The organism is Mesorhizobium sp. M0145, from assembly GCF_040322355.1.
Taxonomy (GTDB): domain Bacteria; phylum Pseudomonadota; class Alphaproteobacteria; order Rhizobiales; family Rhizobiaceae; genus Mesorhizobium.
On sequence record NZ_JAMYTK010000003.1, the window covers coordinates 87995 to 104121 of the forward strand.

The window sequence follows — 16127 nt, forward strand, 5'->3', positions numbered from 1 at the left end:
AAGTTGCGCCGGCTCAAGGGTTCGCCCTGAGCCGGCGATTCTATTGACGCGCCTCGCAAGGCCCGTCAGTCTGAGGCCAAAACGGCTCACCGGCTGCTGTCAGGCGTGATGAATTATTCCGATCCATCCATCGTTGCATCCACGGCCGCTCCGTTCCTGAGCCTCGACGGCGTGCGCAAGACCTATCCCGGCGTTGTCGCGCTGGACGGGTTCTCGATCGAGGTCAGGCCCGGCGAGGTCATCGGCCTGGTCGGCGAAAACGGCGCCGGCAAATCGACGCTGATGAAGATCCTCGGCGGCGTGACCCGGCCGGACACCGGCACCATCACCGTCGATGGCGTCGCCCATGACAGTCTGACCGTCGAGGCCAGCATCGGTTCGGGCATCGCCTTCGTCCACCAGGAACTCAACCTGTTCGAGAACCTCGACGTCGCCGCCAATATTTTCTTCGGCCGCGAACCGCTGCGCGCCGGCCCGTTCAGGCTGGTCGACCGCGCCAGGCTGCGAGCGCTGGCGGCGCCGCTGCTCAAACGCGTGGGCGCCAATTTCTCGGCCGATACGCCGGTGTCGGCGCTGTCGCTGGCCCAGCAGCAAATGGTCGAGATCGCCAAGGCGCTGTCGATCGAGGCGCGGCTGGTCATCCTCGACGAACCGACATCGAGCCTGCCGATCGCCGAAACCGACAAGCTGCTCGGTGTCATCAAGGCGCTGAAGGCAGACGGCATCAGCGTCATTTTCATCTCGCACCGCCTGCACGAGGTCGAGCGCGTCGCCGACCGCGTCGTCGTGCTCAGGGACGGCATGCTCGCCGGAACCTTGCCGAAGAGCGCCATCAATCACGACCAGATGGTCAAGCTGATGATCGGCCGCATGCTGAAGGAGAGGGAGAAGGCCGCAGAATCGGCGCGCCCGCCGGGCTCTGTCGCGCTGTCGGTCAAGGCCATTCGCACCACTGCCTATCCCGACCGGCCCGTCGACCTCGATGTCAGGCATGGCGAGATCCTCGGCCTCGCCGGTCTCGTCGGCTCCGGTCGGACGGAGCTGGCGCGCGTCCTGTTTGGCATCGACAAGAGCTTTGGCGGCTCGTTCCAGCTTGACGGAAAAGATCTGGTTCTTGGTTCGGCCGCGGACGCAGTGGCCAACGGTATTTTCCTCGTCCCCGAGGATCGCAAGCTGACCGGCATCCTGCTCGACCTTTCGATCGCCCAGAACATCTCGCTGCCCAATCTGCCGGCACATTCGCGGCGCTCGCTGGTCTCGGCCAGCGCCGAGGCCGCCACCGCCGAGAAGCAGAAGACCGATCTCGGCATCAGGGCGCCCTCCGTGCAGACGCGTACCGGTACGCTGTCGGGCGGCAACCAGCAAAAGGTCGTGCTGGCCAAATGGCTGGCGATGAAGCCGAAGGTGATGATTCTCGACGAACCGACCCGCGGTATCGACATCGGCGCCAAGGCCGAGATCTACGGACTGATGCGGGCGCTGGCCGATGCCGGCGTCGCCGTGCTGATGATCTCCAGCGACATGGAGGAGGTGATCGGCGTTTCCGACCGCATTGCCGTCATGCATGAAGGCCAGATCTCGGGCATTCTCGATAAGGACCGGTTCAGCCAGGAAAACGTGCTGCTGCTGGCGGTCGGCAAGCAGCCGAAGTAGTTCGCAGGCACTGGGAGAAGACGATGAGCAAGAAAGATCTCGGCCTGCTGATCCTGATCCTGGTGGTCGGTGCGGTGGTGGCGATCATCAACCCGCGCTTCCTGCTGCCGATCAATCTCGCCAACACCTCGAACCTGATCGGGTTGTTCGGCATCCTGTCGATTGGCCAAGCCTTCGTCATCATCACCGGTGGCATCGAATTGTCGGTCGGCTCGGTGGTTGCGCTGCTCGGCGTGCTGTTTATCGACTTCATCGCCACGCGCGGCATGGCCTGGCCGGTCGCCCTGCCGCTGATCCTGGTGCTCGGCGGCATCATCGGGCTGGCGCATGGCTGGCTGATCACCCGGCTCAAATTGCAGCCTTTCGTGGTGACTTTGTGCGGCCTGTTGATCTATCGCGGCGTGGCGCGCTTCTACACCGCCGACGGCACCGCCGGCTTTGCCTTCGGACAGAACTTCCCGGAACTCGAGTTCCTGACGGCGGGGCGGTCCTGGGGCGTGCCGAACAGCTTCATCGCGCTGATCGTCATCGCCGTCGTCATGTGGGTGGTGCTGCACCGGTCGGTGTTCGGGCGCTATCTCTATGCCATCGGCAAGAACGAGGAAGCGGCAAAATATTCCGGCATCCGCACCGGCCGCATCGTCATGGCCGCCTATGTCATCTGCGGCGTACTGACGGCGCTGTCGGCTATCTATTTCGCCATGTACACACGCTCGATCTCGCCGGCGAGCCACGGCCAGTTCTACGAACTCTACGCCATCGCGGCAGCGGTGCTCGGCGGCTTCTCGTTGCGTGGCGGCGAAGGCTCGCTGATCGGCGTCCTGCTCGGCACCGTGCTGCTGCAGGAGCTGCAGAACCTCGTCAACCTGCTCGGCATCCCGTCCTCGCTCAACTTCGCCGTCATGGGCGGGGTGATCCTCATCGGCGTGCTGGTCGACCAGCAATGGGGCGTGTTCAGGGCGCGGCGGCGGATGCTGGAAGCCACACGCAAGGGCGTGGCGGGTGCTGCCGCTGAGTGACGCAAAAATAGCTGGATGAAATACGCCGACTGCCATGGCAGGTGGCGTGAAAGAGTCAGCCGGAGCTTCGCGACAGCAGTTCAGGTCGGTCTCTATTTGGAACGAAACCCGTATCTGAGCGTTTGTTTAAGCTTTGCTACGCGGAGGCGTTCCATGCCTACGAATCCAGTTAGTTCCGCCAAAGTAGGAACTCACCCCCTCCACCCGATGCTGATACCTTTTCCTGTCGCGTTTCTTGTCGGTGCGTTTGTCACCGACCTGGTTTTCTGGGGAACTGCCGATGCCTTCTGGGCACGGGCATCGATGTGGCTGATCGGGGCAGCCATAGTAATGGCCCTTCTCGCTGCGACAGCCGGTTTTGTCGACTTCCTCAACGAGCCGCGCATTCGCGCCTTGTCCGACGCCTGGTACCACATGCTGGGCAACTTGACCGCGGTCGTTGTGGCACTGATCAATTTCTACCTTCGCTATGCGCAAGGCGCCGAAGCCGCGGTCCGCCCATGGGGTGCGCTCTTGTCGTTCATAGTGGTCTGCATACTGCTGTTCACCGGCTGGAAGGGCTGGGAGATGGTGTATCGGCACCACGTTGGAGTTCTGGATACACCAGCGGATGCGCCAGCGAAGCCTTCGACAACCACTGCCACGGATACTCGTCACGCTGGTCGGGACCGGCACGCCGCATGAGGCCATAATCCCGAAAAGTGGATACCGGTTTCCAAAAAGATATCGGTTAGACAAGTAGCGCCCATACCGAATGCATCGGATGGGCGCTACTTTAGATAAGGCCCGACATGTCGGAGAAGGCCATGGCCTTGCGCAGCACCTCGGCGAAGCGCTCGCCGGCGGCTTCACGAGGGCCGCTATTGTCGATCGAGGTGACACCCGGTCCGGACAGCGCGACATTGGCACTGCGCGCCAGCCGTGCCAGCACTTCGCCGCGCGATTCGCGACCGCGCAATGCCAGCCGCTCGGCCAGGATATCCGGTGTAGCCGTGATCTCGACGACAGCCAGATTGGCGTAGCGCTCCCGCAGCGCCGGGATGATCGCGCGCGAGACGTTGGCGATCGCGACACGGCCGTTGGAGACCGACCAATCGACTTCGGCCGGGATGCCATAGCGCAGGCCATGCGCTTCCCAGGAAATCGCGAAGGCGCCATCCGCTTCGGCCTCGACGAAGGCAACGTCGGCGAGCGTGTCGTGATCCTCGGTGGCCGCATCGCTCGGCCGGGTGATCACCCGGCGCACGAACTCCAGCCGGCTCTCGTCGGCAAACACGGCGCGCGCATAGCCGATCACCGTGTCCTTGCCGGCACCGCTCGGCCCGACGACGGCGACGAAGACACCGTCGCGGATCGGAAATCCCGTAGCGGACAATTCACGCTCGACCGATGCCGATACCATCATGCGACTCGGCGTCCCTGCCGCCAGACCGTGCGGACGACCGGGACATGGTCGTCGACGCGCACGCGAACCAGATCGGCGCGCCGGCCGGGCTCGATGACACCGCGATCGCTGAGGCCGACCGCCTCGGCCGGGTTCTTCGAGACCATCGCCACCGCCTGTGGCAAGGAAATGCCCTCGACCACGTCGCCGAGGAAGAAGGCTGACTGGATCAGACTGAAGGGAATGTAGTCCGACGACAGGATATCGAGCAGGCCATCGCCGGCCAGCGTGCGGGCCGAGACATTGCCCGAATGCGACGCGCCGCGCATGACGTTCGGCGCGCCCATCAATACGCCGAGCCCTGCCTCTTTTGAAGCCCGCGCCGCCTCCTCAGTGGTCGGGAACTCGGCGACGCGCACACCTTGCTCGATCGCTTCGTCGACATGGCCGACGGTTGCGTCGTCATGGCTGGCGAGCACGATGCCGCGCTCTTGGCAGGCAGCGGCGATGAAGCTGCGGTTCGGGCTCGAATTCCTCGCCGATTCCGCCATCCGCTTTTCGCAGAATTTCTGGAAATCGTGATCGGTCAGCTTCAGCTTGCGCTGGTAGTAATAGGCGTAGGTTTCCAAATTGACGAACTGGCGCTGTCCGGGCGCATGGTCCATCAGCGACGCCAGCCTGACCCGCTCGTCGCCGTCGAAATTGGCGAAGGCCGTGAGGCAGTCCGGCGCCGAAACCTCGCAACGCAGATGGAGGAAATGGTCGGCCCTGAGCCGGTCCTGCTGCACGCTGTCCTCGATCGCGTCGGCCAGCTTGCGTATGTCGGCGGCCGTCAGGTCGGCATCCTCGTCCATGCCGACGCGCAAGGCGTCGAGCACGGTGGTGATGCCGGCGGTCGCCACCTGCGCGTCATGCGCGAGCACAGCTGCGATCGGGTTCCAGCGCACTTTCGGCCGCGGCGCGTAATGGCCTTCGAGATGGTCGGTGTGGAGCTCGACCAGGCCAGGGATGATGAAGTCGCCGCCCATGTCCTCGCCGCTGCGGCCAGCGCCGGGATCGATGGCGGCGATCACCCCATCGCGCAGCACGATCGACCCTTCGACGATCTGGTCGGCCAGCACAATACGGGCATTGTCAAGAACGGTCTCGGCGGTCATTTCAGGCAGTCCTTGCAGCATTTTGCAGCCAATTGAAAATGAATTGGCGTCGCACCATGCGGTTAAAGCAAATAGTCATTTAGGCAGTTCTTCTGGCCGGGCGGCGCCCGAGCGCGTGATGGGACAGCACCATGAACGGTGCGCCCGGTTCAGTTTCCACAAACAGCGTCAGCGCGTCCACCGCCACCGGCCGTTGCAGCACGTCCGCAAACAGGCTGTCGATTGCTAGGCGAAGACGAGGGCTTTCCTGTGACGACACCCGGCCGGACAGCGTCATATGGAAGCGAAACGTCTCGAAGACATAGGGATAGCCCCACTGGCAGAGATTGCGGAACTCGTCGGGCTTCAGCGAATCGGGGCTGCGCCGTTCGATCTCGGCTTCCGTCAACGGCGCGCGGAAGCGGTCGAAGTCGCGCACCACGTCGTCGGCGAAGCGGTTGAGCGCCGGCAGCGGTGCTTCCGGCAACAGCGCGAAGAAGCCGTCGATCTGGCTGACGATGAGGCGCGGGATCGTAACCACCGGCGTCGCCTCGGCAAAATCGTCGAGTGCTGCACGAAGCGACGTTTCCGTCTCGTTGGAGGCCAGTCTGAAGGGCGCCTTCAGTGTCGCATGAAAGCCATAGCGGCGCGCCGAGGCGGTATGGAAGGCAACTTCTGCCGCCGACAACTCGCCCGCAGCCTCGACCGGCTTTGTGGCGGCACCGAATGGGTCGCGGCCGAGCCAGTTGGCGGCGATACGTGCCAGCGGTTCGTCTTGTCGGGGGGTGAAATAGATCGCGTAGCGCATCGAAAGTCCTCGTCAGCCCCGCTGCCATAGGTGATTTCCATGACGAATTGACGAAGCTTTGCGGCGTTTTCGGTAACAAAACCACACAGCCGGGTCGTTAGCCGACGATTTTTCGCTTGGACCAGCGGTTGGGGCGAAGGGGAAGTGGTTAGGCCTTCATCAGCCATTCGTGCTCGGGCGCGTTATGGAATTTCCACGTCCGCTTCGGTCCGGCCATGACGTTGAGATAATAGAGATCATAGCCGTGGCAGGCTGCGCAGGGGTGATAACCCTTGGGGACCAGCACGACGTCGCCGTCCTCGATCGCCATCGTCTCGTCGAGCGAACGAGCACCGTTCTCGTCGGCATCGGTGTAGACGCGCTGGAAAGCAAAGCCCTGTGGCGGGTTGAGACGGTGGTAATAGGTCTCCTCGAGATAGGATTCAGCCGGCAGATTGTCCTGGTCGTGCTTGTGCGGCGGATAGCTCGATGTGTGGCCGCCGGGTGTGATGACCTCAACCACCAGCAAGGAATCGGCCGGCTTGCCCTCCGGCAGGATGTTGGTGACATAGCGCGTGTTGGTGCTTTTGCCGCGAACCTCCTGGCCGAGATCGTCGGGCCCGATGACACGGACCGGCAGACCGCCGCCCAGTCCCGGCGCCGAGCAGACGGCAAGTTCGAGATCGGTATCGGCGCTCACCGACCACTCCGAGCCCTGCGGCACATAGACCGACCAAGGTTTGCCGTCGAAGGGCGACATGCGTTCGCCGAGTAAGCCGAGATCCTTGCCGCCGGCCTTGGCCTTGCCCTTGCCGGTGACGAACACCAGGCAGACCTCACGATCCGCGGTTTGCCCGGAAGCGCTCTCGCCGGGCCTGAGCCGATGCAGATCGAAGCCGACATAGGTCCAGCCGGCGCTTTGCGGCGTCACATGGGCGATGCGGCCGTGGCCCTTATTGGCTTTGACGAGCAGCTTCGACATGGTCATTCCTTCGGTTTGGCGTCTGCCGATGGCTTGTCCTCGTCAGCCGGCTTGTAGAGATAGAAGAATTGCCAGACGGCATAGCCGGCGAAGCCGAGCGCGATCACGCCCCAGAACGGTGTGCCCGTAGCGAATTCGATCACCGACCAGACCAGGCAGACCGCGACAACGGCAACGCGCCGCCACAGCGGCCGGAAAAACGGGTGCTCGGAGTCTTTCATCGGATCAACACCTTTCCTCGCGAGCCTCAAGCATTGGGAAAGCCCTGTGTCTCCACCGTATAGCCGGCCGCCGTCATAGCCCGCATCAATTCCTTGTAGCCGACCTGCGCCATCTTGAGCGGCGGGTTCTTCTTCGGATCCTGCTCGGCCTCGACCACGAACCAGCCTTCATAGCCATGGTCGGCGAGCCTCTGGACGATGGCGCCAAAATCCAGCGAGCCATCTCCCGGCACGGTGAAGGCGCCAAGTGCCACCGCGTCGAGGAACGATTGCTTCTCGCGATCCAGTCCCGCGATCACCTCCATGCGCACACCTTTCACATGCACATGGTTGATGCGCGGGTGGTGGTTATCAATAGCGCGCAGCACATCGCCGCCGGCAAAGGCCAGGTGACCCGCGTCGAGCAGCAATGGAATGCCTTCTCCCGAATAGCGCATGAAGGCATCTAGCTCTGGCTCGGTCTCAACTACTGCCGCCATATGATGATGGTAGGAGAGCCGCATGCCTTGCTCTGCACACCATTCGCCGAACTGCGTGAGCCGCCGGGCGTAGGCTTTCATTTCCTCGTCCGAAAGCCTGGGCTTGCTGGCGAGCGGCTTCGAGCGGTCGCCCTGGATGGAGCGGCCGACTTCACCATAGACGATGCAGGGCGCGTTCACCGCCTTGAACAGGTCGATCATCGGCTGGATACGATCCTTGTTCTTCGCCATGTCTTCGTCGACCAGCGTCCCCGAGAACCAGCCGCCGCAAAGCGTCACGTCGGCCTCTTTCAGGATCGGCAGCATGATTTGCGGATCGTTGGGAAAGCGGCGGCCCATTTCCATTCCGGTAAAGCCAGCCGAGCGCGACTGGCGCAGGCACTCCTCCAGCGACACATCATCGCTGAGTTCGGCAAGATCGTCGTTCCACCATGCAATGGGGGACATGCCCAGTTTGGCTTTCAAGTCGTCACTCCAGTTTCAGACATTCGAGGCGCGTTCGCGGATGGCTAAAGAAACCCGCCCGCTCAGCGCTTCCTCATATTTCTTGCGCGCCGCATTCACTTGCGGCCGTGCCGAGACTTCCGGCACTGCGACATCCCACCAGCTTCCACCGGCCTCGGTCGAAACCAGCGGGTCGGTGTCGATGACCAGCACGGTCGTTCGCGTGTTCTTCTTCGCTTGCGCCAGCGCCGTTTCCAGCCCGGCGATCGATGGCACTTTTTCGGCAATCGCACCCATGCTCGCAGCATGCGCGGCGAAGTCGATCTCGGGCAAGGTTTCGTGACGGGCGTCCTTCAGCAGATTGTTGAAGTTGGCGCCGCCGGTCGCCATCTGCAACCGGTTGATGCAGCCATAGCCGCGGTTGTCGAGCAGCACGATGGTCAGCTTGAGGCCGAGCATCACCGAGGTCGCGATCTCGGAATTGAGCATCAGATAGGAGCCGTCGCCGATCATCACCACGACCTCTTCGTCCGGCTTGGCCATCTTGACGCCAAGCCCGCCGGCGATTTCGTAGCCCATTGTCGAGAAGCCGTATTCTGCGTGATAGGAGCCGGGCGCGCCCGCCTGCCATAGCTTGTGCAATTCGCCGGGCAAGCCGCCGGCGGCATGAAGCAGTACCACGCCGGAGCCCATGGCGCGCTGTACTGCGCCGATCACTTGCGCGTCGGACGGATAGGCGGCATTGGTCGACGCCGTCACCTTGTCGGCATCCGCTTGCCATTCCTTCTTGCCGCTAATCGCATTGTCGGTCCAGTCTGAAGGGGCTTTCCAGCCTTTCAGCGCCGCAGCGAGTTCGGCGAGCCCTTCCGCCGCATCGGCGACCAGCGGCAGCGCCTGGTGCTTTCCGGCGTCAAAAGGCTGGACATTGAGCCCGATGAGGGTCTTGCCGGCATTCTTGAACAGCGCCCAGGAGCCGGTGGTGAAATCCTGCAGTCTGGTGCCGACGGCAAGCACGACGTCGGTCTCTTCGGCCAGCCTGTTGGCCGCCGAGGTGCCGGTAACGCCGACCGCAGCCATGTTCAGCGGATGATCGTCTGGCAGCGAGGATTTGCCGCCTTGCGTCTCGCAGACCGGAATGCCGGTGTCTTGCACCAGTTTTGCCAGCTCCTCGGACGCCTGCGAATAGAGTACGCCGCCGCCCGCGATCACCAGCGGCTTTTTCGCCGCTTTGAGTACCGCGACTGCGGCCGCCAGTTCGTTGCGGTCCGGGCGCTGCCGTCGCGGCGTCCAGAGTCGCTCGGCAAAGAAACTCTCGGGGTAGTCATAGGCCTCGGCCTGCACGTCCTGGCACAGCGCCAGCGTCACCGGGCCGCATTCGGCGGGATCGGTCAGCACCTGCATGGCGCGGTTGAGCGCCGGCATGATCTGCTCCGGCCGCGTGATGCGGTCGAAATAGCGCGACACCGGGCGGAGGCAGTCATTGACCGTCGCCGTGCCGTCGGAAAAATCCTCGGCCTGCTGCAGGACGGGATCGGGAATGCGATTGGCGAAGACGTCGCCGGGCAGAAACAGGACAGGCAACCTGTTTACATGCGCAAGTGCCGCAGCGGTCACCATGTTGAGCGCGCCGGGGCCGATCGAACTGGTCGCGGCCATGAAGCGACGGCGGAAATTGGCCTTGGCGTAGGCGATCGCCGCATGCGCCATTGCCTGCTCGTTATGGGCACGGAAGGTCGGCAGTTCGTCGCGAACCTGGTAGAGCGCCTCGCCGACGCCGGCGACATTGCCGTGGCCGAAGATCGCCCAGACGCCGCCGAAGATCGGCACTTTCTTCCCGTCCATCTCGGTCATCTGTCGAGCAAGAAAGCGGGTCAGCGCCTGCGCCATCGTCAGGCGGATTGTCTTGGTCATGTCGGTTCCTCCGCAGTCCTTATGCCGCGCCTTCTTATGCTGCTTTGCGGCCGCGCGCCGCAAGCCATGCCTCGGTCAGTCTCTCGAAGCGAGATGCCATGTCGGCAACCGCTTCATCGTCTGACATCTTGCCGGCAAGCCATTGTTCGGCCGCGTTGATGAAGATGGTGCGGCCGACGGCAAAGCCCTTGACGATAGACGCCTTGGCGGTGGCAGCAAAGGCCGCTTCCAATTCGTCCTGCGGCGCTTCGAGGCCAAGCAGCACAATCCCGCGGCACCACGGATCGTTCTTCAGGATCACCGCCTCGATCTTTGCCCATGCGCCGGCCGATGCCTGCGGTTCGAGCTTCCACCAATCGGGCTTGATGCCGAGTGCGTAGAGTTCCTCGAGCGCGCGCGGGATGGTCATGTCGTCGAGCCTGCCGTGCTTGCCGGCGATGATCTCGACCAGAAGTTCTCTGCCCACTTTCCGCGCGGCCTCGAACAAAGCGCGCAGTTTCTGCTGCTGTTCGCTCTTCAGCGCCGCGGGATCGTCGGGATGATAGAAGCACAGGCACTTGATGCAGTGGTCGACCGGCCATTCGGTCAGTTGCGAACCTATGTCTTGCGAGAACTCGAAGCGAAGCGGTCGCGAACCCGGCAACTCGACCGGCCGGCCGAGCCAGGCGAAGGAATGGTGGGCGAATTCGAACATCGCCTCGCGTCCGTATTTTTCGTCGAGCAGCATGCCGTAGCCGGCGCGGCCAGCCGCGACCTTGGCCGCAGCCTTGACCGTCAGCACCTTGAAAGCTGGGATTCGCGACGGATCGGCGCCGGCTTTTGCCGCGACATCCTCCAGCTGGACGCGGTGGTCGCAGGCGAACGCCATCAGCGAGGGGATGTCGCGCCGGCGCGTGGTCGCCCAATGGATGTGATTGATCGCCTCGTCCTTGCGCAGCGCCAGATGCTTGCTGCCGTTTTTCAGGAAGAAATTCAATTCCTCGAAAGTCGGGTATTCCGGTGCGCAGAGCAGCCGCGACACGGCAAAGGCGCCGCAGGCATTGGCCCAGGTCGCCGCCGTCGCCAGGCCTTCCTCGCCGAGCCAGCCGCGCAGGAAGCCCGACATGAAGGCGTCGCCGGCGCCGAGCACATTGTAGACCTCGATTGGAAATCCCTTGCCGACAATACCGTCCTCGAGGTCGTCGCTGATCGGCCCGTCATAGACGATGCAGCCCATGGCGCCGCGTTTCAGCACGATGGTTGCCGCCGACAGCGAGCGGATGGTTTTCAGCGCGCTCAGGCAATCGTCTGCGCCCGAGGCGATCATGATTTCCTCTTCGGTGCCGACGATGAGATCGCAATCGGGCAGCACCGTCTTCAACTGCGCCGAGACGCGGTCGGATTTCACATAGCGCTCGAAGCCTTCGGCGTGGCCGGCGAGACCCCAGAGGTTGGGGCGGTAGTCGATGTCGAACACCACCTTGCCGCCCTTGGCTTTCATGACACGGATCGCCTTGCGTTGGGCGGCGTCGCTGTTGGGCCGCGAAAAATGCGTGCCGGTGACGACGATCGCGCGTGCCGAAGCGATGAACGCCTCGTCGATATCGTCTTTCGAAAGCGCCATGTCGGCGCAATCGCTGCGATAGAAGATCATCGGCGAGACGCCTTCATCCTCGACCGACAGCAGCACCAGGGCGGTCAGCCGCTCCGGATCGGTCTTGAGGCCTTGGACCGAAACGCCCTCGCGGGTCAGCTGCTCGCGGATGAAGCGGCCCATCTGCTCATTGCCGACGCGGGTGAGCAGCGCCGAGCGCAGGCCGAGCCTGGCAGTACCGACCGCGATATTGGCCGGACAGCCGCCGACCGACTTGGCAAAGGAAGTAATGTCCTCGAGGCGCGAGCCGATCTGCTGACCATAGAGATCGACGGAAGCGCGGCCGATGGTGATGATGTCGAGCGGCGCATGTCTCGCTTCCACGGCTTCGCCCATTCGAACCTCCCATCGGCTTGTTGTATTGGGTAACACGCGCGAGCGGCAGCGTGGCGCCGGCAATATGAAATAATAATTCCAATCCATAGTCAATATGGAACGAGCATTCCCAAGGCTGAAAAGTGCTGTACAAGGCTCGCGCGTTCAGAAACTTTGAAGTCAGACGAACGTCAAGTGTCTACCACTGAAACCAGCTGATTTACCAAGGAAGCGGGCCGTCATCGTTGAAGTACCCGGCGGTCGGGCCATCGGCGTCCAAGGTCGCCAGGTGAATGACGATCTCGGCCGCCTGCTGCACCGTGCGGTGACCTTTATACCCGTTGAGATCGGTGGCAGTGTAGCCGGGCGCCGCGGCGTTGACCTTGATGCCTTGCGGCGCGAGCTCCCTGGCGAACGCCACCGTGATGGCATTCAAGGCTGTCTTGGAGCTGCCGTAGCCCATCATGTTAACGGCGTGGTTCGCAGTGGCGGGATCGAGCGCCCGGCCGATGGACCCGGTGGAGCTGCTCACCATCACGATCCGGGCAGCAGGTGCTGCCAGCAGCAGCGGCAGGAATGCCTGGGTCACGCGGATCGGGCCGAAGACATTGACGTCGTAGGTGGCCTGGATGTCGGCGATCCGCTGCTGGCTCGGCGGCAGGTCGTAATTGATGGCGACGCCGGCGTTATTCACCAGCACGTCGAGGCAGGGGCTGGCCTGCCTGAATGCCTCGGCTGCCGCCTTCACACTGTCATCCCGCGTGACGTCCAGCTCGAGCCACTCCACGTCGAGGCCTTCGGCGCGCAATGCCTGCGCCGCCGCCATGCCGCGTTCGGCGCTCCTGGCGCCGAGCCAGACCTTGAAGCCCATGGTCGCCAGTCGCCGGGCGATTTCACGGCCTATACCCTTGTTGGCGCCGGTCACCAGCGCGCTTTTCGATGTTCTCATAATCGGTGTCTCCATTTTTCTTGTGGAAGACCCACAAATGGTGCGAGGCAGCGGGCGTTGCGCGCCGGAAACTCTCCAGCTCTTGCCTAATCCTCTCACGCTGTTGCGCCGCCGGTGCGAATGTGCGATGCTGGCGCAATGAGCGAAGCGCTGCAGGAGTTGATCGAGATCGCCAGCCGCCATGCGCGCGGGCGACGAACAAGAACGGCGGTTCCCCGCGTTTCGATCGGCCGCAGCGAAGTCGCCACGCCGCCATTGTCAGGGGTGTGGGGGTCGGGGATCTTATTCGTACTGCAGGGCGCGAAGACGGTTCTGATCGGCGACCGGGCTCTTCGTTACAATCCGGCCAGCTATTTCATCTATACTGTCGAGACGCCCACCATCAGCCAGATAATCGAAGCGAGCACGGCGCGTCCTTACCTGGCCATTGGCTTGACCCTTGACCTGCAGGCCGTCGCCGCGCTCCTCGTCGAGCACGCGCCGGCCCTCAGTGGCGACAGTTTCTCCACCTCTCCCGCTGATGACGATCTGCTCGACGCGTCGCGTCGAATGATGCGGCTGCTTGACCGGCCAGCGGAGATTCCCGTGCTCGCGACCATGATCGAGCGGGAGATGCTGTTTCGGCTCTTGCAAGGCCCCCAAGGCGGAAAGCTTCGTGAACTTGCGCGCGCCGATGGCCATCTGTCCCGGATTGGCCGGGCGATCGCCTGGATCCGTTCGCATCCCCATCAGCCGGTCCGGGTCGGCGATCTGGCCGAGATTGCCCGTATGAGCAGTGCTGCGTTTTATCGTCACTTCAAGGCGGCGACGGCCATGAGCCCAATCCAGTATCAAAAGCAAATCCGCTTGCTGGAAGCCCGCCATCTGCTGATTGCCCAGCCGGGCAACGTCGCACGTGTCGCCTTCGCCGTCGGCTATGAGAGTGCTTCCCAGTTCAGCCGGGAGTATGCCCGCCAGTTCGGGTCGCCGCCTGCCCGCGACGCAGCGCGGCTTTCGGCAGAAGGCGAAACGGCAATAGAGGTGATCTAAGGCTTGCGCTTCTTGCCAGTATCGCGCCGCTTCTCGCCGACCGCGACGGTCAGCGCCATAGCCAAAGCCATCGTCGCCGACAGCGAGCGGAAGCCGGCGAAATCGGCCTCGGCGACCTCGAACCAGACCCTGGCGAATTGGGCGAGTGGCGAAAAGGAGCTGTCGGTAATCGCCACGATCGGCACCCCTTGCTCCGAAATGACGCGCGCCTCCTCGATGGTGGCCGGGGCATAGGGCGAAAAGCTGATAGCGATCACGGCGTCCCTTGGAGAGGCAAAGCCGATCATCTCTGCATTGAGGCCGGCGGCCGATTCGATCAGCTGGTTGCGGATCTTGAGCTTGCCCAATGCATAGGCGATATAGGAGGCGACCGGGTAGGAGCGCCGCTTGGCCAGCACGTAAATGGTTTCGGCCTTGGCCAACACGGTGATCGCATCTTCGAAATGGTCTTCATTCAGCGTGCGCGAAATGTCGTTGAGCGAGGTACTGGCTGCGGCAACAAAACCGTCGAAAATCGCGCGGTGGCCGGCGCCTTCCTCGGCCTTGGCGCGCAATGCCGCCAGCCTTTCATCATAGGATGAATTGCGCTCGCGCAGGCGCTCGCGAAACACCAACTGCAGGCTGGTGAAACCGTCAAAACCAAGCTGCTGGGCAAAGCGGATCAGGGTCGAAGGCTGGACACCGGCGGAAGCGGCGATGCTGGCAGCGGTGCCGAAGGCGATATCGTCTGGGTTGTCGAGCGCATAGGCGGCGATCTGGGCGATACGTTTCGGCAGGCTGTGGCGCCGCTCCAGGATCGTCGCCCGCAGCGTCTCGAAATCGCGCGGCACCCGTTCGTCCATCGTCGCTCCGCCCAGGCTCATCGTCGGTTCCCTCTGTGCCCCATCATAGCGGGCCTGTGCAAGAACACCATAAAAAATGAGGCAAGCGTTCCATTTACAAACAAAATGGACTAATTCATCCACACAATTTGCGCACACGGAGGCAAGGCAGATGATCGGGGTAGGTCTTATCGGTACGGGCTTCATGGGCAAGTGCCACGCCATCGCCTGGAACGCAGTTGGCACCGTCTTTCCCGATGTGGACAAGCCAAGGATGGTCCATCTCGGCGAGGTCAACGAGGACCTTGCCAAACGGCGTGCCACCGAATTCGGCTTCGCCAAGGCCTCCGGCGATTGGCGCGCTGTCGTCGACGACCCGGAGGTCGATGTCATCTCGCTGACCACGCCGAACCAGTTCCACCCGGAAATGGCCATCGCCATCCTCGAAGCCGGCAAGCATCTGTGGTGTGAAAAACCGATGGCGCCAAGTTTTGCGGAGGCGCAAGCAATGGCTGCGGCGGCCCAAAAGTCCGGCAAGGTGGCCGCGCTTGGCTATAACTATATTCAGAACCCAGCGATCCGCCATATCGGCGCGCTGCTCGACGAGAAGATCATCGGCGAGGTCAACCATCTGCGTATCGAGATGGACGAGGACTTCATGGCCGATCCGGAGGCGCTGTTCTTCTGGAAGCACGAGGCGGCGTCCGGTTACGGCGCGCTCGACGATTTCGCCGTGCATCCGCTGTCGCTCATCGCCGTACTGTTCGGCCGCGTTGCCCGCGTCATGTGCGACATGGCCAAACCCTATGCCGACCGCCGCGTCGCCTCGGGCGGGCGCCGCGCGGTCGAGACCTACGACATCGCCAGCATCCTGATGCATCTCGAAAACGGCATCGCCGGCACGCTGCTGGTCAACCGTTCGGCCTGGGGCCGCAAAGGCCGGATCGCCATCCAGATTTTTGGCTCGAAGGGCTCGATCCTGTACGACCAGGAGCGGATGAATGAGTTCCAACTCTATCTGACGGCCGACCGGCCGACCGAGCAAGGCTATCGCACCATCCTGGTGGCGCCGCATCATAAGCCTTATGACGCCTTCCTGCCGGCGCCCGGCCACGGCCTTGGCTTTAATGACCTCAAGATTATCGAATGCCGGGAACTGTTGACGCGACTTGCCGGCAAGCCGGCGCGGATCATCGATTTCGACGAAGGCCTGGAGATCGAGCGCACGGTGCACGCGATGGCGCGCTCGTTCGCGGAACAGCGCTGGGTGGAGGTGCGGTAATAAGCCCTTCTCCCCTTGTGGGAGAAGGTGGCCGAGCGAAGCTCGGTCGGATGAGGGGTGTTGGACGGATCGCTACAGCGAA

The 16127-nt window shown here is 63.0% G+C and carries 15 protein-coding genes; 5 read left to right on the plus strand and 10 right to left on the minus strand.

Translation table 11 applies throughout. The features are described from left to right. Positions 1–108: 108 nt before the first annotated feature. From NKJ28_RS07460 to NKJ28_RS07470, 3 genes are all read left to right on the plus strand, one after another. The gene (locus NKJ28_RS07460) at positions 109–1653 is read left to right on the plus strand and encodes a sugar ABC transporter ATP-binding protein (RefSeq protein WP_352634827.1); all 1545 of its coding nucleotides are present in this window, start codon (positions 109–111) and stop codon (positions 1651–1653) included. Positions 1654–1676: 23 nt separating this feature from the next. After that, positions 1677–2672, plus strand: a complete 996-nt coding sequence (locus tag NKJ28_RS07465) for an ABC transporter permease (protein WP_023677502.1) — start codon at positions 1677–1679, stop codon at positions 2670–2672. A 153-nt stretch (positions 2673–2825) separates the two neighbouring features. After that, positions 2826–3356, plus strand: a complete 531-nt coding sequence (locus tag NKJ28_RS07470) for a DUF2231 domain-containing protein (RefSeq protein ID WP_352634829.1) — start codon at positions 2826–2828, stop codon at positions 3354–3356. A 91-nt stretch (positions 3357–3447) separates the two neighbouring features. On the opposite strand, the gene phnN is transcribed toward NKJ28_RS07470, so the two are convergent. The 9 genes from phnN to NKJ28_RS07515 form a co-directional block, all read right to left on the minus strand. Next, positions 3448–4077: a phosphonate metabolism protein/1,5-bisphosphokinase (PRPP-forming) PhnN gene (gene phnN, locus NKJ28_RS07475; protein WP_352464731.1), complete on the minus strand. Its 630-nt coding sequence runs from the start codon at positions 4075–4077 to the stop codon at positions 3448–3450. Then, positions 4074–5213, minus strand: a complete 1140-nt coding sequence (locus NKJ28_RS07480) for an alpha-D-ribose 1-methylphosphonate 5-triphosphate diphosphatase (protein ID WP_352464729.1) — start codon at positions 5211–5213, stop codon at positions 4074–4076. Before NKJ28_RS07480 ends, phnN begins: the two co-directional genes overlap by 4 nt. A 79-nt stretch (positions 5214–5292) precedes the next feature. Beyond that, the gene (locus NKJ28_RS07485; protein ID WP_352619339.1) at positions 5293–6000 is read right to left on the minus strand and encodes a DUF1045 domain-containing protein; all 708 of its coding nucleotides are present in this window, start codon (positions 5998–6000) and stop codon (positions 5293–5295) included. Between the two features lie 148 nt (positions 6001–6148). Continuing rightward, positions 6149–6961, minus strand: a complete 813-nt coding sequence (gene iolB, locus NKJ28_RS07490; RefSeq protein ID WP_352619340.1) for a 5-deoxy-glucuronate isomerase — start codon at positions 6959–6961, stop codon at positions 6149–6151. 2 nt (positions 6962–6963) lie between these two features. Further along, on the minus strand, positions 6964–7182 hold the full coding sequence (locus tag NKJ28_RS07495) for a DUF3329 domain-containing protein (RefSeq protein ID WP_254815905.1): 219 nt from the start codon (positions 7180–7182) through the stop codon (positions 6964–6966). Between the two features lie 26 nt (positions 7183–7208). Next, positions 7209–8126 (minus strand): myo-inosose-2 dehydratase, encoded by a 918-nt coding sequence (gene iolE / locus NKJ28_RS07500; RefSeq protein ID WP_352634832.1) that lies wholly within the window; start codon positions 8124–8126, stop codon positions 7209–7211. A 15-nt stretch (positions 8127–8141) separates the two neighbouring features. Further along, positions 8142–10016, minus strand: coding sequence for a 3D-(3,5/4)-trihydroxycyclohexane-1,2-dione acylhydrolase (decyclizing) (gene iolD / locus NKJ28_RS07505; protein WP_352588519.1), 1875 nt, complete (start codon positions 10014–10016; stop codon positions 8142–8144). A 34-nt stretch (positions 10017–10050) separates the two neighbouring features. Next, entirely contained in the window at positions 10051–11985 is a 1935-nt protein-coding gene (locus tag NKJ28_RS07510) for a bifunctional 5-dehydro-2-deoxygluconokinase/5-dehydro-2-deoxyphosphogluconate aldolase (RefSeq protein ID WP_352634834.1), read from the minus strand. A gap of 199 nt (positions 11986–12184) precedes the next feature. Continuing rightward, on the minus strand, positions 12185–12913 hold the full coding sequence (locus NKJ28_RS07515) for an SDR family oxidoreductase (protein WP_352619345.1): 729 nt from the start codon (positions 12911–12913) through the stop codon (positions 12185–12187). A gap of 138 nt (positions 12914–13051) precedes the next feature. On the opposite strand from NKJ28_RS07515, the gene NKJ28_RS07520 reads away from it, so the two are divergent. Beyond that, entirely contained in the window at positions 13052–13942 is an 891-nt protein-coding gene (locus NKJ28_RS07520) for an AraC family transcriptional regulator (protein ID WP_352634836.1), read from the plus strand. Here the strand turns inward: NKJ28_RS07520 and NKJ28_RS07525 are convergent. After that, a complete protein-coding gene (locus NKJ28_RS07525; RefSeq protein ID WP_023677514.1) occupies positions 13939–14784 on the minus strand; it encodes a MurR/RpiR family transcriptional regulator in 846 nt (281 codons plus the stop codon). The genes NKJ28_RS07520 and NKJ28_RS07525 overlap by 4 nt on opposite strands. A 151-nt stretch (positions 14785–14935) precedes the next feature. On the opposite strand from NKJ28_RS07525, the gene NKJ28_RS07530 reads away from it, so the two are divergent. Then, positions 14936–16045, plus strand: a complete 1110-nt coding sequence (locus NKJ28_RS07530; protein WP_352634838.1) for a Gfo/Idh/MocA family protein — start codon at positions 14936–14938, stop codon at positions 16043–16045. Positions 16046–16127 lie beyond the last annotated feature (82 nt).

Excerpts from the sequence above, each read along its gene's own strand:
- NKJ28_RS07480 (WP_352464729.1), bottom strand. The coding sequence starts at position 5,213 with ATGACCGCCGAGACCGTTCTTGACAATGCCCGTATTGTGCTGGCCGAC.
- iolD (WP_352588519.1), bottom strand. The coding sequence starts at position 10,016 with ATGACCAAGACAATCCGCCTGACGATGGCGCAGGCGCTGACCCGCTTT.
- NKJ28_RS07470 (WP_352634829.1), top strand. The coding sequence starts at position 2,826 with ATGCCTACGAATCCAGTTAGTTCCGCCAAAGTAGGAACTCACCCCCTC.
- iolB (WP_352619340.1), bottom strand. The coding sequence starts at position 6,961 with ATGTCGAAGCTGCTCGTCAAAGCCAATAAGGGCCACGGCCGCATCGCC.
- NKJ28_RS07525 (WP_023677514.1), bottom strand. The coding sequence starts at position 14,784 with ATGGACGAACGGGTGCCGCGCGATTTCGAGACGCTGCGGGCGACGATC.
- NKJ28_RS07465 (WP_023677502.1), top strand. The coding sequence starts at position 1,677 with ATGAGCAAGAAAGATCTCGGCCTGCTGATCCTGATCCTGGTGGTCGGT.
- NKJ28_RS07495 (WP_254815905.1), bottom strand. The coding sequence starts at position 7,182 with ATGAAAGACTCCGAGCACCCGTTTTTCCGGCCGCTGTGGCGGCGCGTT.
- phnN (WP_352464731.1), bottom strand. The coding sequence starts at position 4,077 with ATGATGGTATCGGCATCGGTCGAGCGTGAATTGTCCGCTACGGGATTT.
- NKJ28_RS07510 (WP_352634834.1), bottom strand. The coding sequence starts at position 11,985 with ATGGGCGAAGCCGTGGAAGCGAGACATGCGCCGCTCGACATCATCACC.
- NKJ28_RS07515 (WP_352619345.1), bottom strand. The coding sequence starts at position 12,913 with ATGAGAACATCGAAAAGCGCGCTGGTGACCGGCGCCAACAAGGGTATA.
- NKJ28_RS07520 (WP_352634836.1), top strand. The coding sequence starts at position 13,052 with ATGAGCGAAGCGCTGCAGGAGTTGATCGAGATCGCCAGCCGCCATGCG.
- NKJ28_RS07530 (WP_352634838.1), top strand. The coding sequence starts at position 14,936 with ATGATCGGGGTAGGTCTTATCGGTACGGGCTTCATGGGCAAGTGCCAC.
- NKJ28_RS07485 (WP_352619339.1), bottom strand. The coding sequence starts at position 6,000 with ATGCGCTACGCGATCTATTTCACCCCCCGACAAGACGAACCGCTGGCA.
- NKJ28_RS07460 (WP_352634827.1), top strand. The coding sequence starts at position 109 with ATGAATTATTCCGATCCATCCATCGTTGCATCCACGGCCGCTCCGTTC.